The sequence below is a fragment of the Microbacterium sp. LWH11-1.2 genome, from assembly GCF_038397745.1.
GTDB lineage: Bacteria > Actinomycetota > Actinomycetes > Actinomycetales > Microbacteriaceae > Microbacterium.
The window spans coordinates 1,762,892-1,782,306 of record NZ_CP151636.1 but is presented as its reverse complement, the minus strand read 5'-3'; the positions used below and the strand labels follow the sequence as shown (position 1 = coordinate 1,782,306).

At 71.7% G+C, this 19,415-nt stretch carries 18 protein-coding genes; 9 read left to right on the top strand and 9 right to left on the bottom strand.

All coding sequences use genetic code 11. The annotated features are described in order from the left end of the window. Positions 1-31 precede the first annotated feature (31 nt). From glp to MRBLWH11_RS08455, 7 genes are all read left to right on the top strand, one after another. Positions 32-1,297 (top strand): gephyrin-like molybdotransferase Glp, encoded by a 1,266-nt coding sequence (gene glp / locus MRBLWH11_RS08485; RefSeq protein ID WP_341947532.1) that lies wholly within the window; start codon positions 32-34, stop codon positions 1,295-1,297. Further along, on the top strand, positions 1,294-1,959 hold the full coding sequence (locus MRBLWH11_RS08480) for a molybdenum cofactor guanylyltransferase (protein ID WP_341947531.1): 666 nt from the start codon (positions 1,294-1,296) through the stop codon (positions 1,957-1,959). The genes glp and MRBLWH11_RS08480 overlap by 4 nt, the downstream gene beginning before the upstream one ends. Then, the gene (locus tag MRBLWH11_RS08475) at positions 1,956-2,240 is read left to right on the top strand and encodes a DUF6457 domain-containing protein (RefSeq protein ID WP_341947530.1); all 285 of its coding nucleotides are present in this window, start codon (positions 1,956-1,958) and stop codon (positions 2,238-2,240) included. The genes MRBLWH11_RS08480 and MRBLWH11_RS08475 overlap by 4 nt, the downstream gene beginning before the upstream one ends. 146 nt (positions 2,241-2,386) lie before the next feature. After that, complete coding sequence (locus MRBLWH11_RS08470; RefSeq protein ID WP_116635449.1) at positions 2,387-3,775, top strand: MFS transporter; 1,389 nt, start codon at positions 2,387-2,389, stop codon at positions 3,773-3,775. Positions 3,776-3,777: 2 nt separating this feature from the next. Further along, complete coding sequence (locus tag MRBLWH11_RS08465; RefSeq protein WP_341947529.1) at positions 3,778-5,334, top strand: FAD-dependent oxidoreductase; 1,557 nt, start codon at positions 3,778-3,780, stop codon at positions 5,332-5,334. Next, a complete protein-coding gene (locus MRBLWH11_RS08460; protein ID WP_341947528.1) occupies positions 5,331-7,397 on the top strand; it encodes a molybdopterin oxidoreductase family protein in 2,067 nt (688 codons plus the stop codon). The genes MRBLWH11_RS08465 and MRBLWH11_RS08460 overlap by 4 nt, the downstream gene beginning before the upstream one ends. A 110-nt stretch (positions 7,398-7,507) precedes the next feature. Continuing rightward, positions 7,508-7,717: a methyltransferase gene (locus MRBLWH11_RS08455; RefSeq protein ID WP_116635448.1), complete on the top strand. Its 210-nt coding sequence runs from the start codon at positions 7,508-7,510 to the stop codon at positions 7,715-7,717. Between the two features lie 25 nt (positions 7,718-7,742). On the opposite strand, the gene pheA is transcribed toward MRBLWH11_RS08455, so the two are convergent. Continuing rightward, complete coding sequence (pheA, locus tag MRBLWH11_RS08450; RefSeq protein ID WP_341947527.1) at positions 7,743-8,693, bottom strand: prephenate dehydratase; 951 nt, start codon at positions 8,691-8,693, stop codon at positions 7,743-7,745. A 69-nt stretch (positions 8,694-8,762) separates the two neighbouring features. On the opposite strand from pheA, the gene MRBLWH11_RS08445 reads away from it, so the two are divergent. Then, on the top strand, positions 8,763-9,308 hold the full coding sequence (locus MRBLWH11_RS08445) for a DUF4287 domain-containing protein (RefSeq protein WP_341947526.1): 546 nt from the start codon (positions 8,763-8,765) through the stop codon (positions 9,306-9,308). On the opposite strand, the gene MRBLWH11_RS08440 is transcribed toward MRBLWH11_RS08445, so the two are convergent. Continuing rightward, a complete protein-coding gene (locus MRBLWH11_RS08440) occupies positions 9,293-10,165 on the bottom strand; it encodes an AraC family transcriptional regulator (RefSeq protein WP_341947525.1) in 873 nt (290 codons plus the stop codon). The two genes, MRBLWH11_RS08445 and MRBLWH11_RS08440, sit on opposite strands and share 16 nt — an antisense overlap. Positions 10,166-10,250: 85 nt before the next feature. On the opposite strand from MRBLWH11_RS08440, the gene pgm reads away from it, so the two are divergent. Next, positions 10,251-11,900 carry a phosphoglucomutase (alpha-D-glucose-1,6-bisphosphate-dependent) gene (gene pgm / locus MRBLWH11_RS08435; protein WP_341947524.1) on the top strand — a complete coding sequence of 550 codons (1,650 nt, stop codon included), beginning with the start codon at positions 10,251-10,253 and terminating at the stop codon, positions 11,898-11,900. Here pgm and MRBLWH11_RS08430 read toward each other — a convergent pair. The 7 genes from MRBLWH11_RS08430 to MRBLWH11_RS08400 form a co-directional block, all read right to left on the bottom strand. Further along, complete coding sequence (locus MRBLWH11_RS08430) at positions 11,897-13,000, bottom strand: glycerate kinase (protein ID WP_341947523.1); 1,104 nt, start codon at positions 12,998-13,000, stop codon at positions 11,897-11,899. The genes pgm and MRBLWH11_RS08430 overlap by 4 nt on opposite strands. Further along, on the bottom strand, positions 12,997-14,067 hold the full coding sequence (locus tag MRBLWH11_RS08425) for a LacI family DNA-binding transcriptional regulator (protein ID WP_341947522.1): 1,071 nt from the start codon (positions 14,065-14,067) through the stop codon (positions 12,997-12,999). The genes MRBLWH11_RS08430 and MRBLWH11_RS08425 overlap by 4 nt, the downstream gene beginning before the upstream one ends. 28 nt (positions 14,068-14,095) lie before the next feature. Further along, positions 14,096-14,860, bottom strand: a complete 765-nt coding sequence (locus tag MRBLWH11_RS08420; protein ID WP_341947521.1) for a sugar phosphate isomerase/epimerase — start codon at positions 14,858-14,860, stop codon at positions 14,096-14,098. 12 nt (positions 14,861-14,872) lie between these two features. Next, positions 14,873-15,739, bottom strand: a complete 867-nt coding sequence (locus tag MRBLWH11_RS08415) for a sugar phosphate isomerase/epimerase family protein (protein ID WP_341947520.1) — start codon at positions 15,737-15,739, stop codon at positions 14,873-14,875. Next, positions 15,736-16,941, bottom strand: a complete 1,206-nt coding sequence (locus MRBLWH11_RS08410; protein WP_341947519.1) for a dihydrodipicolinate synthase family protein — start codon at positions 16,939-16,941, stop codon at positions 15,736-15,738. The genes MRBLWH11_RS08415 and MRBLWH11_RS08410 overlap by 4 nt, the downstream gene beginning before the upstream one ends. Before the next feature lie 4 nt (positions 16,942-16,945). Next, positions 16,946-18,109: a Gfo/Idh/MocA family oxidoreductase gene (locus tag MRBLWH11_RS08405; protein ID WP_116635443.1), complete on the bottom strand. Its 1,164-nt coding sequence runs from the start codon at positions 18,107-18,109 to the stop codon at positions 16,946-16,948. 98 nt (positions 18,110-18,207) lie between these two features. Continuing rightward, a complete protein-coding gene (locus MRBLWH11_RS08400; protein WP_341947518.1) occupies positions 18,208-19,344 on the bottom strand; it encodes a cobalamin-independent methionine synthase II family protein in 1,137 nt (378 codons plus the stop codon). Between the last annotated feature and the right edge of the window lie 71 nt (positions 19,345-19,415).

Here is a 19,415-nt window from a genome sequence, read left to right as displayed (position 1 = left end):
ACGGGCGGCGACCCGGGCGTACGCTGAGTCCATGCGCGCCGCCTCTCCCCCGTCCGGCGCGCGCGCGATGCGCCGCACCGTGGAGGAGCACCTCGAGGTCGTCCTGTCGGCCGTCGCCCTTCTGCCCGCCGTGACCGTGTCGCTCGACGACGCCGTGGGACGCACGCTCGCCTCCCCCGTGCTCGCCCGCGTCGACGTGCCGCTGTTCGACAACTCGGCCATGGACGGCTACGCCGCCCGTCACGAGGACGTCGCCGCCGCAGACGCCGAGCACCCGGTGACGGTGCGCATCGTCGCCGACATCCCGGCGGGCTCGCCCGTCGATCCGCCCCTCGCTGCGGGTGAGGTCGCCAGGATCATGACCGGCGCTCCCGTTCCCTCGGCGGCGACCGTGGTGATCCCCGTGGAGGACACCCACGGCGGATTCGCGCAGTCGCCGATCACCGCGATCGTGACCGGCGCGCCGCGGAGCGAGGGCGCGCACATCCGGCGACGCGGTGAAGACGTGCGAGCCGGCGACGAGGTCGCTCCTGCCGGCATCGTCGTGGGCGCCCTGCAGGCGACCGCCTTCGCGGCATCCGGTGTGGATCGGGTCGACGTGCGGCGGCGTCCGCGCGTCGCCGTCATCTCCACCGGCAGCGAGCTCGCCCCGCCCGGCGGCGTCTTCGCCCGCGGGCAGATCCCCGAGTCCAACTCGGTCCTGCTCGCGGCCTCGTGCCGGGAGGCCGGCGCCGACCTCGTCTCGGTGACGACGGTGACCGACGACGATACGGCGTTCGACGCGGCCTTCGCGCATGCCGTCGACGACCTCGGCGCCGACCTCGTCGTGACGTCCGGCGGGGTCAGCGCCGGGGCGTACGAGGTCGTCCGCAGCGTGCTGAGCGACCGGATCGCCTTCGTCTCCGTGGCCATGCAGCCGGGCGAGCCGCAGGCGTTCGGACGGGTCGGCGATGCGCTCGTGTTCGGCCTTCCCGGAAACCCGGTGAGCGTCGCGATGTCGTTCGAGGCGTTCGTGCGCCCTGCCCTGCTGGCGCTGCAGGGCCGGGCGGAGCTGCAGCGGCCCACGATGCGGCTGCCCGTCGCGGCCGGATGGCGCACGAAGCAGGGGCGTCGACAGTTCGTTCCTGCGCGCATCGACCGGGATCCGACGGGATGGACGGTGCGGCCGGCGACCGCGGGCGGATCCGGCTCGCACCTGGCGGCCGGACTGGCGCAGGCGGAGGCCTACGTGGTGGTTCCGGAGGATGTCGCGACCGTGAGCGCCGGCGACCTGGTCGACGTCGTGCTGCTCTCATGACCGCTCCCGCCCTTCCGCACGCCACCGGCGGCGTCGCCGCGATCATCCTCGCCGGCGGGCGCGCCTCCCGTCTGGGCGGAGCCGACAAGCCGCAGCTCGTCGTGGACGGCGAGACCCTGCTCGATCATGCGCTGCGCGCGGTGTCGTGGTGCGATCCCCTCATCGTGGTCGGACCGCCGGCATCCGTGCGCGCAGAGGTCGTCTGGACCCGGGAGACGCCCGCGTTCGGCGGCCCGGTGGCCGCGATCGCCGCCGGCCTCGCGCATGTCGACCGGGAGGAGGTCTGCGTCCTCGCCGCCGACACCCCGCGCGCCGTGGAGGCGGTCGCGCTGCTCCGCGCGCATCCGACGGGTGACGCCGACGGGAGCTGTCTCGCGGATGCCGACGGCGTGCAGTGGCTGATCGGGCGGTACCGCACCGCCACGCTGCGCCGTGCTGTCGAGGCGCTTCCCGACGGCGGCCGCGACGCCTCGATCCGCTCCCTCGTCTCGGGGCTGCGCCTGGACCTGGTGAACGCCGGCGACCTGGCGGCGGACGTCGACACATGGGACGATCTGGAGCGTGCGAGAGCGCGAGCCGCTCAGGCCGCTCAGGCCGCTCAGGCCGCTCAGGCCGCTCAGGCCGCTCAGGTACGAGGACGCACGGATCAGGAGGCGACATGACAGACCAGCCGCGGCATCTCCCCGTCGACGCCCTGGAGGACTGGACCGCGGCGGTGTGCACCCGCCTGGGTCTGGATCGCTCCGACGTCGACGCGGCGCTCATCCTCGACCTGGCTCGCGACGTCGCGCACGGCGTCGCCCGCCCCGCCGCGCCGCTGAGCGCGTTCCTCGCCGGACTGGCGGCCGGCCGTGCCGGAGGAAGCCCGACCGACGCCGCTGCCGCCGCAGCCGCGATCAGCGAGCTCGCCGCCGGCTGGCGCACCGCGGACGATCACGCCTGAACGACCCCGCCGATCGCGAAGACCTCTCATCGGCCTCCTCGCCCGTGTGATGCAAAAGTAATCATCCGGAAATCGCCGAAGAGCAGTCGGGAAATACGTGACCCCTAGGTTCGGAGCATTCTTCCTCTCGAACTCCAGGAGCCGCGATGTCTCAGACGCTCGGAAACACCAGGGTCGATTCGGCCACCACCCTCACCCGCCGCGACGGTCGCTGGATCGACGGCTGGAACCCGGAGGACGCCGTCTTCTGGGCCGCGGAGGGCCGCGCGATCGCCCGCCGCAACCTCGGCTGGTCGATCTTCGCCGAGTTCCTCGGCTTCATCGTCTGGCAGCTGTGGAGCATCGTGGTCGTGCTGCTGCCGAACGCCGGCTTCACGCTCACCACCACGGAGTCGTTCTGGCTCATCTCGCTGCCGAGCCTTGTCGGCGCCACCCTGCGTTTCCCGTACACGTTCCTCGTCGCACGGTTCGGGGGCCGCAACTGGACCATCGTCTCCGCCCTGCTGCTGCTGATCCCAGCCGGCCTCCTCGGCGTCGTGGTGCAGAATCCCGAGACGCCGTTCGGCATCCTGCTGCTCGTCGCAGCCCTCGCCGGGTTCGGCGGCGGCAACTTCGCGAGCTCGATGTCGAACATCACCTACTTCTTCCCGCAGAAGGAGAAGGGATGGGCGCTCGGCCTGAACGCCGCCGGCGGCAACCTCGGCACCGCGGTCGCCCAGCTCGCCGTGCCGATCGTCGTGTCGCTCACCGCCGCCCTGACCTTCAACCTGTCGTTCGCCGGATGGATGTGGATCCCGCTCATCCTCCTCGCCGCCTGGGGAGCCTGGCGCTACATGGACAACCTGTCCTCCGCGAAGGCCGACTTCGCGGGTGCCGCCGCGGCCCTGCGCGAACCGCACCTGTGGGTGCTGGCCCTGCTCTACATCGGCACGTTCGGATCCTTCATCGGGTTCTCCAGCGTGTTCCCCAAGCTGATCGCCGACACCTTCCCGGAGTACTCGTCGTTCCAGGTCGGCACCGCCTCGCTCTCGCTCGCGTTCCTCGGCGCGCTGGTCGGATCGCTTGCCCGCCCCTACGGCGGCAAGCTCGCCGACCGCTTCGGCGGGGCGCGCATGACGATCGCCGCATTCGGCCTGATGATCGCCGGCGCTCTCTCGCTGCTGCTCACGCTCGAGATGAACAGCTTCGCGCTCTTCCTCGGATGCTTCCTGCTGCTGTTCGTCGCCGCCGGCCTCGGCAACGGCGCGACCTACCGGATGATCCCGAACGTGTTCGCCGCCCGGGGCGCCGCCACCGCGGGCGACCCTCTGACGGTGAGCACGCAGCGCAAGGCCGCCGCGGCACTCGGGCTGATCTCGGCGATCGGCGCATACGGCGGGTTCGTCATCCCGCAGGTGCTGGCCGCCGCGAAGAACGCGAGCGGCTCCTACGCTCCGGCCTTCGCGGGCTTCGTCGGCGCCTACGTCGTGCTGCTCGTGATCACCGTCCTCGTCTACGCGATCCCGCGCGCCTCGCTCGCCGGACACCGGATCTGATCGTGCGGATCGTCGTCGTCGGCGCAGGTCCCGTCGGAATCCGGTTCGCGGAGGAGCTCCTGCCGCTCGTCTCCGCCGGCCGTGCGACGGTCACGGTGGTCGGCGCCGAGACGGCAGATCCGTACAACCGCGTGCTGATCGGCGAGTACGCCGTCGGGGAGGTCGCGGCATCCGAGCTCACGCTCACCACGGCGGCCGGCCTGCCGGGGATCGATCTGCGGCTCGGCGCCCGCGCCGAGCGCATCGATCGTGACGCGCAGCGGGTCGTCCTCGGCGACGGGTCCGCCGTCTCCTACGACCGGCTCGTGCTCGCCACGGGCGCCCGGCCGATCATCCCGACGCTGGACGGGCTGCACACCGTGGGCCCGGACGACAGCGGCCTCGACGCACGCCTGACGACGGGCGTGTGCGTGCTGCGCGACCTGTCGGACGCCGCCCAGGTGCGCGAGGTCGTGGAACGCGGCGGGCGCGTGGTCGTCCTCGGCGCCGGCGTGCTCGGCATCGAGCTGGCCATGCTCCTCGCGGATGCGGGCGCGACACCGGCCGTGGCGCACTTCGGACCGATCCCGATGCCGCGGCAGCTCGATCGCGGCTCGGCCTCGGTCCTGTCCTCCGCCCTGGCATCCGCGGGCGTCGCGCTGGTGCCGCACACCCGCGCCGAGGGCGTGATCGTCCGCGAGGACGAGAACGGGGAGCGCCGCTTCCGCGCACTCGTCAGCTCCGACGCCAAGCACATCGAGGGCGACCTGCTCGTGCTCTCGTGCGGCGTACGGGCGCGGACAGAGCTCGCCGAGGACGCCGGGCTCCGCGTCGGGAACGGCGTGCTGGTCGACAGCGACCTGCGGTCGTGGACAGACCAGCGCATCCACGCGATCGGCGACTGCGCCCACATCGCCGATCCGGAGCTCCACCTGCACGAGAAGCGCGTGCCCGGCGGTCCGAACGGCCTCGTCGGACCGGGCTGGCGCCAGGCCTCCTGGCTGGCCGCCCGCATCACCGCCGAGCTCGACGCCGCTCTCGACACCGGTCTCGACACCGCAGAGGATCACGCTCCGTTCCGCGAGGATCAGCCCGGTGTCGTGGTGCTCAAGGGCAAGCTCGTCGATCTCGTCTCGGCCGGCGACGTCTCGGCCGATCCGTTCGCGCCCGTCCCGGCCGGCGAGGACGCCCCGGGCATCGCGGTGTGGGCCGACCCGGAGCACGGCACCTACGTGAAGATGGCGACCCGCAGCGGGGTCCTGACCGGATTCGTCTCCGTGGGGATGCCGCGCACCGCGGCCGAGCTGAGCGTGCTGTACCTGCGCGGTGGCGAGCTGCCCGCCGATCGCTCGCTGCTGCTCCGCCTCGACGACGCCGACGAGGTCGAGACGGCGAGCGGCCGCGACGCCACCCTCTGCATCTGCAACGACGTGACGGTCGGACAGGTCGAGGACGCGATCGACGACGGCTGCGGCACGGTGGCCGAGGTCGGAGGCTGCACGCGTGCCGGCACCGGATGCGGCGGATGCCGTGCCCGCATCGCCGAACTCGTCCACGCGCACGCGGCGGCGACGGCATGACCGACACCCACTGCCCCTACTGCGCGCTGCAGTGCGCGATGACTCTCACCCCGGCGCCCGACGGCCCCCTCCCGGTCAGCGTCGCCGGACGCGACTTCCCCACCAATCGCGGAGGCCTCTGCAAGAAGGGCTGGACATCGGCCGAGCTTCTCGGCGACGCCGGCCGGCTGACGACCCCGCTGATGCGCGGGGACGACGGCGAACTGCATCCCGCGGACTGGGATGCCGTCCTCGACCTGCTCGCCGCACGACTGCAGGGCATCGCGGCGGAGCACGGACGCGACGCGATCGGGGTGTTCGGCGGGGGCGGCCTCACGAACGAGAAGGCCTATCAGCTGGGCAAGTTCGCGCGCATCGCGCTCGGCACGTCACGGATCGACTACAACGGACGCTTCTGCATGTCGTCGGCCGCCGCGGCCGCGAACCGCTCGTTCGGCATCGATCGGGGTCTCCCGTTCCCGCTGACCGATCTCGACACGGCCGAGACGATCCTGATGCTCGGGTCGAACGTGGGCGACACGATGCCGCCCTTCGTCTCGCACCTGCAGGGCGCCAGGGCGCGCGGCGGTCTCATCGTCGTCGATCCCCGACGCAGCTCGACGGCCCGCCTCTGCGCCGACGGCGGCGGCATCCATCTCCAGCCCGTGCCCGGCACCGACCTGCCCCTTCTGCTGGCCCTCATCCACGTGGTCATCGCGGAGCGGCTGTACGACGCGGGATACGTGGCGCAGCGGACCTCCGGGCTCGAGCAGCTGCAGCAGTCCGTGTCGTCGTGGTGGCCGGAACGGGCGGAGACGATCACGGGTGTGCCGGCGTCGCGCATCCGCGAGATCGCCCGCGCGCTCGCCCGCTCAGGCTCCGCCTACATCCTCACCGGCCGCGGCGTCGAGCAGCACGTCGACGGCACCGACACCGCGACCGCCGCGATCAACCTCGCCCTGCTGCTCGGGCTCCCCGGCACCCCGGGCTCCGGGTACGGCACTCTCACCGGGCAGGGCAACGGGCAGGGCGGCCGCGAGCACGGCCAGAAGGCCGACCAGCTGCCGGGATACCGCAAGATCACCGACCCCGCAGCCCGCGCGCACGTCGCCGCCGTGTGGGGTGTGGATCCCGATGACATCCCCGGGCCGGGCGTTCCGGCCGTGGAGCTGCTGCAGGGCGCGGGCCTCCCCGGCGGAGTGAAGGCGCTGCTCGTGCACGGCTCGAACGTCGTGGTCTCCTCGCCGAACGTCGCGACGGTCCGTGCGTCTCTGGGGCGCCTCGACCTGCTCGTGGTGTCGGACTTCTTCCTCTCCGAGACGGCGCGGATGGCCGACATCGTCCTCCCGGTGCTGCAGTGGGCCGAGGAGGAGGGCACCATGACCAACCTCGAGGGGCGCGTGCTCCGGCGCCGGCGGGCCATCGCAGCGCCGGCGGGCGCGCGCAGCGAGCTGTGGATCATGGCCGAGCTCGCCCGGCGCCTCGACGCTCCCGGCGAGTGGAGTCTCGAACCGTCCGAGGTCTTCGACGAGCTCGCCCGCGCCTCCGCCGGCGGCCCCGCGGACTACTCCGGCCTCAGCCATGCCCTGCTCGACCTCGGGGTCGAGGCGCACTGGCCCTTCCCGGTCGGCAGCCTCGGCACACCGCGTCTCTTCGCCGACCGCTTCGCCCACCCCGACGGCCGCGCGCGACTGGTCGCGGTGCGGGCCCGCGAGCACGAGGCGGCGGACGGAGGCCGACTCAACCTCGTCACGGGGCGACTGCTCGAGCAGTATCAGAGCGGCACGCAGACCCGCCGCGTCACCGAGCTCACCGCCAAGCGCCCGGCGCTCATCGCGCAGCTGCATCCCGCCACGGCCCGGCAGCACGGCATCGGCGAGGGCGACGGCCTCCGCATCGCGAACCACCGCGGCAGCGTCACCGCGCGTGCCGAGCTGACGCGCGACATCCGTCCGGACACCGTGTTCCTGCCCTTCCACTACCCGGATGCCGGCAGCGCGAACCTGCTGACCGACGACCGCGTCGACCCCCATTCGGCCATGCCCGAGTTCAAGCGCGCCCTGGTGAGCATCTCCCCGGAGTGACTCGGAGTGCCCCGAAGCGCCCTGTCAAGGCCTGGTGCTCGGCGTGCGCGAGGCGTAGCGTCACGAGCACGGTCACCGGCCGTGTCATGGCAGTGGAAGGAGTTCCGACGATGAGCAGCACCAAGACCCTCGCCCTCTGGGTCGCCTACGGATCGAACGGAGTGGTCGGCAGCATCCGCCACGACGAAGACGGCTACGTCGTCACGATGACGGGATCGGATGCCGCGACGGGCACGTACCCGAGCCTCGCATCCGCCAAGGGCGCCCTGCACTCCCACATGGCGCCGGGCAGCGACTGGCCGCGCTTCCAGGAGCACTGACCCGTCGCCCGCCCGGGCCCGAGGGTCAGGCCTCGGGCTCGCCCGAGAGGATGCCTCGCAGCCAGTCGCGCGCTTCGACGAACACATCGTCGGCGTAGCGATCGGGGTACTGCACGATCTGCCGATCCGCGCGGGGGTAGGAGCCGAGGAAGACGACGCGCGGGCTGAATCGGCGGATGCCGAGCAGGGCGTCCGCCATCCGCTCATGCTCGATGTGGCCGTCGGCGTCGATCACGAACCGGTAGCGGCCGAGTTCGTCGCCGATCGGCCGCGACTCGATCAGCGACAGGTTGATGCCGCGCGTCGAGAACTGCTCGAGCATCTCGAGGAGCGATCCGGGGTGGTCATGCGGGAGCTCGACGATGAGCGAGGTCTTGTCGGCACCGGTCGGCTCGGGCGGCGTCGTGGTGCGGGTGACGAGCACGAAGCGCGTCACGGCCTGCGCGTTGTCGCCGATGCCCTCGGCCAGCACGTCGACGTCGTAGTGCTTCACGATGCCGGGCGCCGCGATGGCGGCCTGCGCCGGAAGCGTGCCGTCGAGCACGCCGATCGCGGACGCCACGTTGCTGGCCGCCGGCACGTGCGAGTGCGACGGCACGTGCGCGCCGAGCCAGCCGTGGCACTGCGCGTAGGCGACCGGGTGCGCCGCGATGACCTCGACCTGGTCGAGCGTGGTGCCGCGCGGGGCGACGAGCACGAAGTTCACGCGCACGAGGTACTCGCCGATGATCCGCAGACCCGGCAGCGTCGCGAGAGCGTCCTGCGTGGTGGAGACGCCGCCCTCGATCGAGTTCTCGATCGCGATCATCGCGGCGTCGCTGCGCCCCTCGAGCACGTCGTCGAGCGCTTCGCCGACGTTGTGCACGGGGCGCCAGTCCTGCCCTCGCGCCTCGGCGACCTGGTCGAGTGCCGCCTCCGTGAAGGTTCCGGCGGGGCCGAGGTAGCTGTAGGTGCGGCGTTCAGTCACGCGTCTCACCTTATCCCTCGCGTGCGGAGGTCAATTCCGTACAATCGCGCACCGGGCGAAGCCGCCTAGTCTTCGGACATGGACGTGGATGCTGCGACGCAGACGATGATCGACAATCTCCCCGCGCGCACCGGACGGGAGCTCCCCGACTGGTTCGCCGAGCTCGACGCCGCAGCGATCGACCGGCATGCGACGGCCGTCGCGTTCCTGAAGACCGAGCACGGGGTGACGCACGGCTTCGCCAACCTCATCGTGAAGCTGCACCGGTCACAGGGGGCCGATGTCTCGGCGGACGGCCTCGTCGACGCGCAGTACGAGGGTCGGAAGGCCGCGCTGCGTCCGGTGTACGAGCGCCTCGTCGCCGCGGCATCCGCCTTCGGAGATGACGTCGAGGTGTCGCCCAAGAAGACCGGGGTCTCGCTGCGCCGAAGCAAGCAGTTCGCGCTGATCGAGGCGCCCAGCGCCACGCGGATCAGCGTCGGCCTCAACCTGCGCGGAGCCGCTCCGACCGGTCGCCTGCGCGCAGCCACCGGGATGTGCACGCACCGGGTGGACCTGACCTCGGTCGACGAGGTGGATGCCGAGCTGACCGGCTGGCTGCACGACGCCTACGATCGCGCCTGAGCCGCATCGGGGATCTCGTCGAGCGGCACGAAGTAGGCGGCATCCGGTCCGAACTCGGCGATCCGCCGGTGGTACTCGGTGGGCGTCCATCCGCAGAACCGGCGGAAGGCGCGGATGACGTGAGGCTGGTCGTAGTACGCCGACGCCCCGGCGAGCGCCGTCCAGTCGGGAGCGGCGACGGGCCCCGGCGCAGCCTCTTCGGCAGCGGCGTCCGCGATCGCCGCTCCGAGGAAGCGATGGAACCGGTCGACCTGCGCGTACTCCTTGGGCGTCAGGCCGGTGACGCTGCGGAATCGGGAGATGAGCGTGCGGTGCGAGACGCCGGCGGCACGCGCGAGATCGCCGATGAGGCGCTCCGGCTCCTCGCGCAGCGAGGCGAGCGCGTGCCGCACCACCTCGTCGGGGCTCCAGTCGACCGCTCGCTCCACGAGGAAGTCCTGGAGCACGTTCAGCGCGGCCTCCGCAGACGCCTCGCCGCGCAGCGCCGCGACCAGCCGGTCGCTGCCCGGCACGACGGCGGTCGCATCCTGCACACGCCGCGCGACCTGCGCACCCGGCGTGCGCGTCAGGATGCTCAGCCCCTCGGGCCGCAGCTCGACCCCCACGTGCCGGATGATCGGCGGCGATTCGATCACGAGATACTCCGTCTGGATGCCGGAGAGGAATGCGGCGGAGACCACGGTCCCCCGACCGTCGCGGTCGTACAGCGCATAGGGGTCGGAGAGGTTGACGATGAAGTGGACGAACGGGAGCGGCAGGATCTTCTCGTAGCGACGCTCCCGCGGCGCCTCGAGGAACCAGAGGCGCGAGACCGCCTGCTCCAGTCCTGCGGGAATCGCCCGCTCCTCGTAGATCACGAGGCCACAGTAACGTGACGCCCGTATCGCGACCAGGCGTGTCAACGGGGATGCACTCCGGCCGCCCAGAGGGCAGACTGTGGGGATGACGAGCCGTGCCGGCCTCCCCGCGGAGGACACTGACCTGATCGACGTCGACGAGCTGATCGCCGCCTACTACGACCGCGTGCCGAACCCGGAGGTCGCCGCCGAACGGGTCGTCTTCGGCACCAGCGGCCACCGCGGCTCTTCGCTGTCGAACAGCTTCAACGAGACGCACATCCTCGCCACCACGCAGGCGATCGTCGACTACCGCGCCTCGCAGGGCATTACCGGCCCACTGTTCCTCGGTCGCGACACCCACGCCCTGTCGCTGCCCGCCGAGCGCAGCGCGATCGAGGTGCTCCTCGCCAACGGCGTCGACGTGCGCGTCGACTCGCGCGACGCGTGGGTTCCGACTCCGGCGCTCAGCCACGCGATCCTCACGTACAACCGGGTCCTCGGACCGGCCGAGGGCAATGCGGGCCGCGCCGACGGCATCGTGGTGACGCCGTCGCACAACCCGCCGCGCGACGGCGGCTTCAAGTACAACCCGCCGCACGGCGGCCCCGCCGACACGGATGCCACGGGCTGGATCGCCGACCGTGCCAACGAGCTGATCGCGAACGGACTCGAGGGCGTGAAGCGCGAGCGCTTCGCCGACGTCGACTGGGACGCGATCACCGGCTACGACTTCCGCGACGCGTACGTGCGCGACCTCCCCTCGATCATCGACATCGACGCGATCCGCCGCGCGGGCGTGCGCATCGGCGCCGATCCCCTCGGCGGAGCATCCGTCGAGTACTGGGCGCTGATCGCCGAGGTCCATGACCTCGACCTCACGGTCGTCAACCCCGAGGTCGACCCGACCTGGCGATTCATGACGCTCGACTGGGACGAGAAGATCCGGATGGATCCGTCGTCGCCGTCGGCGATGGCGTCGCTGGTCGCCAAGAAGGGCGATTACGACGTGCTCACGGGTAACGACGCCGACGCCGACCGGCACGGCATCGTCACCCCGGATGCGGGTCTGATGAACCCGAACCATTACCTCGCGGTCGCGATCGACTACCTGTTCTCGCACCGGAACGAGTGGCCGCGGGATGCGGCCATCGGCAAGACCCTCGTGTCGTCGATGATCATCGACCGCGTCGCGGAGTCGCTCGGCCGGCGCCTGCTGGAGGTGCCCGTCGGGTTCAAGTGGTTCGTGCCGGGTCTGCTCGACGGCTCCGTCGCGTTCGGCGGCGAGGAGTCCGCGGGGGCGTCGTTCCTCCGCAAGGACGGCTCCGTCTGGTCGACCGACAAGGACGGCATCCTGCTCTGCCTGCTCGCGGCCGAGATCATCGCCGTGACGGGCAAGACCCCCTCGGAGCGCTACGCCGAGCTCGAGCAGGCCTTCGGCTCCTCGGCCTATCAGCGCGTCGACGCCCCCGCGACCCCCGACCAGAAGGCGACGCTGTCGAAGCTGGCGCCGGATGCCGTGACCGCGACGTCGCTCGCCGGCGAGGAGATCACGGCGAAGCTGTCGCACGCGCCGGGCAACGGTGCGGCGATCGGCGGTCTCAAGGTGCAGACCGAGCACGCCTGGTTCGCGGCGCGCCCGTCGGGCACGGAAGACGTCTACAAGCTGTACGCCGAGAGCCTGCGCGGCCCCGAGCACCTCGCCGAGGTGCAGGCCGAGGCCCGTGCGGTCGTGTCGGCGGCACTCGGCGGCTAGCTCCTGCGGGCGAGGGCCGCGCCGGCCTCGCGCAGCCAGCGGGCGGGCTCGGCGAGGGCGGCATCCGAGGATCCCGCCAGGTGGGTGAGCGAAGCGGATGCCGTGAACAGGCTGGTGTCGGAATCGGCGGTGATGCGTCCCGCGGCGAGCATCGCCCTGGCACCGGCCTCCGCGGCGAGCGAGGCGATGAACGACGGGACCTTGCCGTCGCCGGACTGACCGTCGTACGAGCCCTCGCCGGTGATGACCACGTCGGCGTCGGCGATCGCATCGGCGAGGCCGATGAGCTCCGCCACCTCGGCGGCTCCGGGGGCGAGCACGCCTCCCCAGACGACGAGCGCCCCTCCGGTGCCGCCGGCCGCGCCCGTGCCGGGCAGATCCGCGTCGAGCCCGAGGAGTGCCGCGAGCTGTCCGAGCCCGCGGTCGGCGAGAGTGATGTCGGCGACGGAGTTCAACCCCTTCTGCGGGCCGAAGACGGCAGACGCGCCACGCGGGCCGGTCAGCGGGTTCGTGACGTCGGTGAGCACGCGCACGTCGGGCGCGGCGCGCAGACCCGACAGATCGATCGAGGCGATGTCGGCGAGCCCACGGGCACCTCGCGCGACGGGGGCGCCCGCGGCATCGAGGAATCGGGCGCCGAGAGCTGCGAGCATCCCGGTCCCGCCGTCCGTCGAGCCGCTGGACCCGATGCCGACGACGACCCGCGAGACGCCGTGGTCGAGAGCGGCGGCGATCGCCTGCCCGAAGCCGGTCGTGTCGGCATCCCAGGGGCGGAGCGTGTCGAGCAGCTCGATGCCCGACGTCGAAGCGAGATCGATCACGGCGGTCCCGCCTGCCGCGTCGGCGGTCGGCGGCAGAAGCAGCCACGACGTGTCGATGTCCGCGCCGGTGGGCCCCTCGACCGTGACGGGCATGCGCCGGGAGCCGGGAACCGCCGCCTCGAAGGCCGCGATCGTTCCTTCGCCGCCGTCCGCCATCGGACGGTGCACGAACTCCGCGCCGGGGTCGACCTCGGTCCATCCGGCCTGCAGGGCGACCGCGGCATCCACTGCCGTGATCGTCCCCTTGAAGCTGTCCGGAGCCAGCACGATCCGGGTCATGCCGTCGCCTCCGGCGTGCTCGCGCGCACGACGACCTCGAGCGGCAGCGGCGGCTGCTGCCAGTCCGGATCGACCGTCGCGCGGAAGGCCTGGTACCCGACCTCGGTCAGGGGCACCCGCACGGTCGTGAGGGCCGGGGTGACGTCGCTGCTGGACGGCACGTCATCGAAGCCGCAGACGGCGATGTCGGCGCCGACCTGCCTGCCGGCGTCGCGGATCGCGGACATCGCGCCGATCGCCACCACATCGCTGATCCCGAACACGAGCGTCCCTTTCTGCACACCCTCGACGAGGGCCTCGCTCATCGCGGCGGACCCGGATTCCCGTCGGAAGTCGCCGCGCAGCACGCGTTCGACGGTTCCCCCCGCGGCCTCGAAGCCCGCGCGGAAACCGTCGAGGCGCTCATCCGAGGTGCGCACGCCCTCTGCCGCGCCGATCACGACGGCCGTGCGGTATCCGAGCTCCGCCATGCGGCGCCCGAGGGCCTCGGCGCCTGCCCTGTTGTCGATCTCCACTCGGCGCTCACCGAGACCGTCCGGGCCGAACGTGACCGTGCGGCCGCCCAGCCTGGTGTATTCGCCGAGCTCGCGTGCGGTCTCCGCTTCCATCGGCTCCTCGGTGCGCGATGCCGCGAGGATCAGCCCCTGAGGTCGTTGTCCACGCAGCGCCCGGACGATCCTGGCCTCCCGCGCGGCGTCGCGCTCGGTGATCGCGATCGTCACGACCAGGCCGTGCTCATCCGCGCCGCGGGCGACGCCGGAGGCGATCAACCCGAAGTAGGGGTCGGCGATGTCGGCGACGAGCAGCGCGATCACGGGCGATGTCCCGCGGGCGGTGGCCTGCGCCGAGACGTTGGCGGTGTAGCCGAGGTCTGCCGCTGCCGCCTCCACCCGCGCGCGGAACGACTCGGCGACCTTGCGCTCCGACCCGTTCAGGACCCGCGAGGCCGTGGCGAGAGAGACACCCGCCGCTCGGGCGACGTCGTGCAGCGTCGCCGCGGCTCCTCGAGCGGACCGTCCCGCGCGCGAGGCGGACGCAGGACCCGGGGGCGGCGAAGACGCGCTCATGATCGAGAGCCTACTGGGAGGAGCGCGCTCACCCGAGTCGTCCGACGTAGGCGCGCAGCGCGGCGGCTTCCCCGAGGAGCATCTCCGGATCATCACCCGGCACGAACTCGATCAGCGCGTCGCGGGGTGGGTCCGCGACACCCTTCGCCTCGGCGAAGAACCGGGTCCAGAGCGAGTCGCGCGCACGGAGCGGCAGCCGCTCGGTCGCCGGCCACCAGGAGAAGACATGGACGGCGCTGGTGCGGTCGGCGAGCGCCCGATACTCGTCGATCGCGGTGTCGACCGATGCGTCGACGGTCGGCTGCCAGTAGGTGCTCAGGCCCGGATCGGCGACGTCGTCCAGCAGACGCAGGGTGGCGGGCGCCGTGTCGGCGAGCGTGCCGGAGTGGAACTCGAGGGCGAGACCGATCCCTCTCGCCCTGGCTTCGGATGCCGCGGCCTGCAGCCGCTCGACCACCGCCGCCCGGTCGCCCGCCGTGGCCTCGCCGGAACCGACCGAGCCCGCCCAGATCCGGATGCGATCGGCACCGAGCGCCTCGGCGCTGTCGAGGACCGGGGTGAGAGGCTCGTCGGCTCCGGCGCGGAAGTAGGAGCCGTACGAGGCGACCGCCAGCCCGGCATCCGTCGTCGCCTTCGCCACCTGCGTCGCGCGGGCGATGTCGCCCGGAGGCACGTGCACGTCGCCGCCCCACTCGATCGCCTCGAGCCCGGCATCCGCCGCCAGCGCGATGATCCGCTCCGGAGTCAGGCCGCGGAACGTCACCGAGCACAGTCCCGGCCTGATCACGGTCATGCGTTCATCCTCTCAGCGCAGGTGCGGGGAGACCGCCGCGGCGAAGGTCTCCGCCGTCCGGCGCACGACGTCCTCCGGCGCATCCGCCCAGATGTCGGCGTTGAAGAGCTCGACCTCGATGTCGCGGTCGTACCCGGTCTCGATCACCGCGCGGGTCAGCGAGCCGAAGTCGATCACGCCCTCCCCGGTGTAGTGCCGCGACAGCAGCACGTCCGCGGCGAGCGGCGTCCTCCAGTCGCACACCTGGTACGTCGCGATGCGCCCCTCGCGGCCCGCACGGGCGATCTGCTCGAGCACCTGCGGATCCCACCAGATGTGGAACGTGTCGACGGCGACGGCTGCGACCTCCGGGTCGAAGTCGGCGGCGATGTCGAGCGCCTGTCCGAGCGTCGAGACGACGGCCCGGTCGGACGCGTACATCGGATGCAGCGGCTCGATCGCCAGCGTCACTCCCGCAGCCTCGGCGTCGGGGGCCAGTGCGCCGATCGCGTCGCGCACCCGTTCGCGCGCGCCGATCAGATCGCGCGACCCCTCGGGAAGTCCGCCGGCGACGAGCACGAGCACAGCGGTCGATCCGTCGGCGCCGGCGGCGGCGAGCGCCGCGGTCTCCTCGATCGCCCGGCGATTGTCGTCGAGCGCGGCGTCGCGGGCCGGGCCGGCCGGGAGGGTGAAGAAGCCACCCCGGCAGTGCGTCGTGAAACGCAGGCCGGAGTCCGCCAGCATCCGGGCGGCGACGTCGAGCCCGACCTCGTTCACCGGTTCGCGCCAGAGGCCGATGGCCTGGATGCCGGCATCCGCGGTGACCCGCAGCGCCGTCGCCAGATCGGCGTGCTTGATGGTGGCCTGGTTGATCGAGAGGCGGGGGTCGGGGCCGGTCATACGTCCACTCCGTCCAGTCGCAGCATCCCGTGCCAGCGCTCGCGGGCGAGCTCCGGGTCCTCGAGGGCGAGGGAGGCGTTCGCGAGCTCGACGATGCGGCTCAGGTGCGGCAGGCTCCGCGCCGAGTGCAGGCCGCCGACCATCTGGAACGCGGGCTGGTGGCCGTTGAGCCAGGACAGGAAGGCGACACCCGTCTTGTAGTAGAACGTCGGTGCGGCGAAGACCTGCCGACTGAGCTCCTCCGTCGGGCCGAGGATGCGCAGGTACGACTCGTGGTCGCCGGCGTCGAGCGCCTGGATCGCCGCGGACGCCACCGGCGTGATCGCCGCGAACGCGCCGAGCAGAGCGTCGGAATAGATGCGTGCAGGACGTTCCGTCGCGCTCGCTTCGCTCCCACTTTCGATGACCGACGAGCCGCCGATGAGGCTCACGTAGTTGAAGTCGTCGCCGGTGAACATGCGCACGCCCTCCGGGAGGCGCTCGCGCACCGCGATCTCGGACTCCGCATTCAGCAGGCTCATCTTGACGCCCGCGACCTTGCCCGGGTTCTCGCCGATCACCTCGAGCAGGACCTCGGATGCCGTCTGCCAGTCCTCCGCCCCGAAATATCCCGCCAGCTCCGGGTCGAATGCCGTGCCGAGCCAGTGCAGCACCACGGGGACCGTCGCCGACTCGAGCACCGACCGGTACACGCGCCGGTAGTCGTCGGCACCCGTCGCGATCCGCGCGAGGTGACGCGAGGCCATCAGCACGGGGCCGGCGCCCTGCTCCTCGGTGAAGTGCAGCTGCTCCTTGTAGGCATCGATGACCTGCTCGAGCGAGACGTGCGTCTCAGCGAGATGGTCGGTGTTGACGCCGACCACGACGGAGCCGCCCTCTTCCCGGGCGACCTCGGCGCTGCGCGCGATCAGCTCGCGGGTCGCCGCGGCATCCAGACCCATGTTCCGCTGGGCGGTGTCCATGGCGTCGGCGACGCCGAGCCCCCACGAGTACACGTTCCGCCGGAAGGCGAGCGTCGAATCCCAGTCGATGTCGGCGGGCTGCCCCGGAGTGTTGTCGGCATGGGTCTTCGGCACGACGTGCGCGGCCGCGTAGGCCACGCGGCTCTGCAGAGCGGATGCCGGACGCGCGAAGGCGCCGCCCGCGTTCAGCTCAGCATCCGTCACCGAGCCGTCGGCCGCGAGGAGTCGGAGAGTGCTCATCGGGTCAGTCCAGGCTCAGGGTCGACAGCGCGATCTTGCGACCCTCGGCACTCGAGGTCAGGCCGGCCTCGGCGAACTGCACCCCGCGTGCGCCCGCGAGCAGGTCGAACGGGTAGTCGGTGCCCTCCACGAAGGAGACCAGGTACTCCTCCCACTGCTGGCGGAAGCCGTTCAGGAACACCTCGTTCGTCGGCACGGTCTGCCAGTCGGCGTCGTAGTCGCGGGTGTCCTCCAGGTCGGGGTTCCACACCGGCTTGGGGGTGGCGTTGCGCGGCTGGATCTTGGCGCCGAAGAGGCCGACCACCGCGGATCCGTGCGTGCCGTCGACCTGGAACTCGACGAGTTCGTCGCGGTTCACGCGCACGGTCCACGAGGAGTTGATCTCGGCGATGATGCCGCCCTCGATCTCGAAGATGCCGTACGCGGCGTCCTCGGCGGTGGCCGTGTAGTGCTCGCCCTTCTCGTCCCAGCGATCGGCGATGTGCACCGCCGCCTGCGCGTAGACGCTCTTCACCTCGCCGAACAGGTTCTCGAGCACGTAGTTCCAGTGCGGGAACATGTCGCTGATGATGCCGCCGCCGTCTTCGGTGCGGTAGTTCCAGCTCGGGCGCTGGGCGGGCTGCCAGTCGCCCTCGAAGACCCAGTAGCCGAACTCGCCGCGGACCGAGAGGATGCGTCCGAAGAACCCGGAGTCGATCAGGCGCTTGAGCTTCTGCAGACCGGGGAGGTAGAGCTTGTCGTGCACGACACCCGTCTTGACGCCCGCGCTCTCGGCGAGGCGGGCGAGCTCGAGCGCCTCGTCGAGCGACTCGGCGGTCGGCTTCTCGGTGTAGATCGCCTTGCCGGCGGCGATGGCCTTGCGGATCGCCGTGGCACGCGCCTTGGTCACGAGGAAGTCGGCGTAGATCTCCCACTGCGGGTCGGCGAGGGCGGCGTCGAGGTCGGTCGTCCAGTCCTCGATGCCGTGCTTCGCGGCGAGCTCGGCGAGCTTGGCCTCGCTGCGTCCCACGAGGATCGGCTTCACCGTGATGCGGGAGCCGTCGGGCAGCTCGATGCCGCCTTCTTCGCGGATGGCGAGGATCGAGCGCACCAGGTGCTGCCGGTAGCCCATGCGCCCGGAGACGCCGTTCATGATGATCCCGATCTCGCGGGTGGGGGTCTGCGTCATGGTGATGGTCCGTTCTCTGGAAGTGGGTGCGTCCCGAGATGGGTAAGCGCTTTCCGAGATCATGGCATGAACCGTCGGATGCCGCAACCCGCCCGTTGCTACAGCCGCGCGCTCGCGATCGCCGCCCCGGCCGACAGGGTCTCGAGCTTGGCATAGACGATGTCCGGGTCGACGGCGCCGAATCCGGCGAAGGTCGAGAACCCGCAGTCGGATCCGGCGATCACGCGCTCCGGGCCCACGAGGGCGGCGAACTGCTCGATGCGCTGGGCGACCACCTCGGGGTGCTCGATGAAGTTCGTCGTCGAGTCGATCACCCCGGGGATGAGCACGCGGTCGTCGGGCACGAGATGCGCGAGATCACGGAACGCCTGCCAGTCGTGCTGGTGGCGGGGATTCGACGCCTCGAAGAGCAGCCCCTGGGGCTTGGCCTTCATCAGGGCCGGGAGGATGGTGCGCATCTCGATGTCGCGGTGGTGCGGCCCCTCGTAGTTGCCCCAGCAGACGTGCATCCGCACCCGGTCGGCCGGCACGTCGCGCAGCGCGTGGTCGAGCACCTCGATGTGGCGCTCGACGACCCGCAGGTACTCGGCATCCGTCCGGTCCTTGTAGGTCATGTGACGGCCGAGCCCGATGTCGGGGCTGTCCAGCTGGAGGATGAACCCGGCGGCCACGATCGCCTCGTACTCCGGACGCATGGCCTCGGCCAGCGCCTCGAGGTACGCGTCTTCATCGCCGTAGTGCCGATCGGGCTGGAACAGCGCGATCACCCCCGGCGACGCCGCGTTCATGAACGCGCCCGTGAGGCGGTGCCGGTCGACCGCCGCCTGCAGATGCCGCAGATCGGCCTCCAGCGGCGCGAGCGTCTTCGGGGCGATCGGCCCGACGCAGCAGGGCCGGCGGTACGTGGGCGTGCCTCCGCTGCTCGCCTGCCGCCGCAGGAACCCGGGGAACTCCTCCAGGTCGGCCGGCGGTGTGCGCGGACTGTCCCCGTCGAACCCCGTGATGCGGTCCTTGATGTAGGTCGCGTAGGAGATCTTCGACATCTCGCCGTCCGAGACGAGGTCGATCCCCGCGGCCGCCTGCCGGCCGACGCACTCCTCGACCGCGGCACCGATCACCGCGTCGAACTGCGCCGCATCGACGGCGTCGCCACGCTCCTGCGCGAAGACCAGATCGGTCACGGCAGCGCTGCGCGGCAGGGATCCGACGTGCGTGGTCAGGATGCGGTCGGCCATGTCACTCCTCGATCGGCGCGCTCGCCGCGCCTCCGTCGAAGTCTGGCATACGCATGCATGACAGGCGAGCC

Coding starts and splice junctions, on each gene's coding strand:
- glp (WP_341947532.1), top strand. CDS start 32: ATGCGCGCCGCCTCTCCCCCGTCCGGCGCGCGCGCGATGCGCCGCACC.
- MRBLWH11_RS08480 (WP_341947531.1), top strand. CDS start 1,294: ATGACCGCTCCCGCCCTTCCGCACGCCACCGGCGGCGTCGCCGCGATC.
- MRBLWH11_RS08475 (WP_341947530.1), top strand. CDS start 1,956: ATGACAGACCAGCCGCGGCATCTCCCCGTCGACGCCCTGGAGGACTGG.
- MRBLWH11_RS08470 (WP_116635449.1), top strand. CDS start 2,387: ATGTCTCAGACGCTCGGAAACACCAGGGTCGATTCGGCCACCACCCTC.
- MRBLWH11_RS08460 (WP_341947528.1), top strand. CDS start 5,331: ATGACCGACACCCACTGCCCCTACTGCGCGCTGCAGTGCGCGATGACT.
- MRBLWH11_RS08455 (WP_116635448.1), top strand. CDS start 7,508: ATGAGCAGCACCAAGACCCTCGCCCTCTGGGTCGCCTACGGATCGAAC.
- MRBLWH11_RS08445 (WP_341947526.1), top strand. CDS start 8,763: ATGGACGTGGATGCTGCGACGCAGACGATGATCGACAATCTCCCCGCG.
- pgm (WP_341947524.1), top strand. CDS start 10,251: ATGACGAGCCGTGCCGGCCTCCCCGCGGAGGACACTGACCTGATCGAC.
- MRBLWH11_RS08430 (WP_341947523.1), bottom strand. CDS start 13,000: ATGACCCGGATCGTGCTGGCTCCGGACAGCTTCAAGGGGACGATCACG.
- MRBLWH11_RS08425 (WP_341947522.1), bottom strand. CDS start 14,067: ATGAGCGCGTCTTCGCCGCCCCCGGGTCCTGCGTCCGCCTCGCGCGCG.
- MRBLWH11_RS08420 (WP_341947521.1), bottom strand. CDS start 14,860: ATGACCGTGATCAGGCCGGGACTGTGCTCGGTGACGTTCCGCGGCCTG.
- MRBLWH11_RS08415 (WP_341947520.1), bottom strand. CDS start 15,739: ATGACCGGCCCCGACCCCCGCCTCTCGATCAACCAGGCCACCATCAAG.
- MRBLWH11_RS08410 (WP_341947519.1), bottom strand. CDS start 16,941: ATGAGCACTCTCCGACTCCTCGCGGCCGACGGCTCGGTGACGGATGCT.
- MRBLWH11_RS08405 (WP_116635443.1), bottom strand. CDS start 18,109: ATGACGCAGACCCCCACCCGCGAGATCGGGATCATCATGAACGGCGTC.
- MRBLWH11_RS08400 (WP_341947518.1), bottom strand. CDS start 19,344: ATGGCCGACCGCATCCTGACCACGCACGTCGGATCCCTGCCGCGCAGC.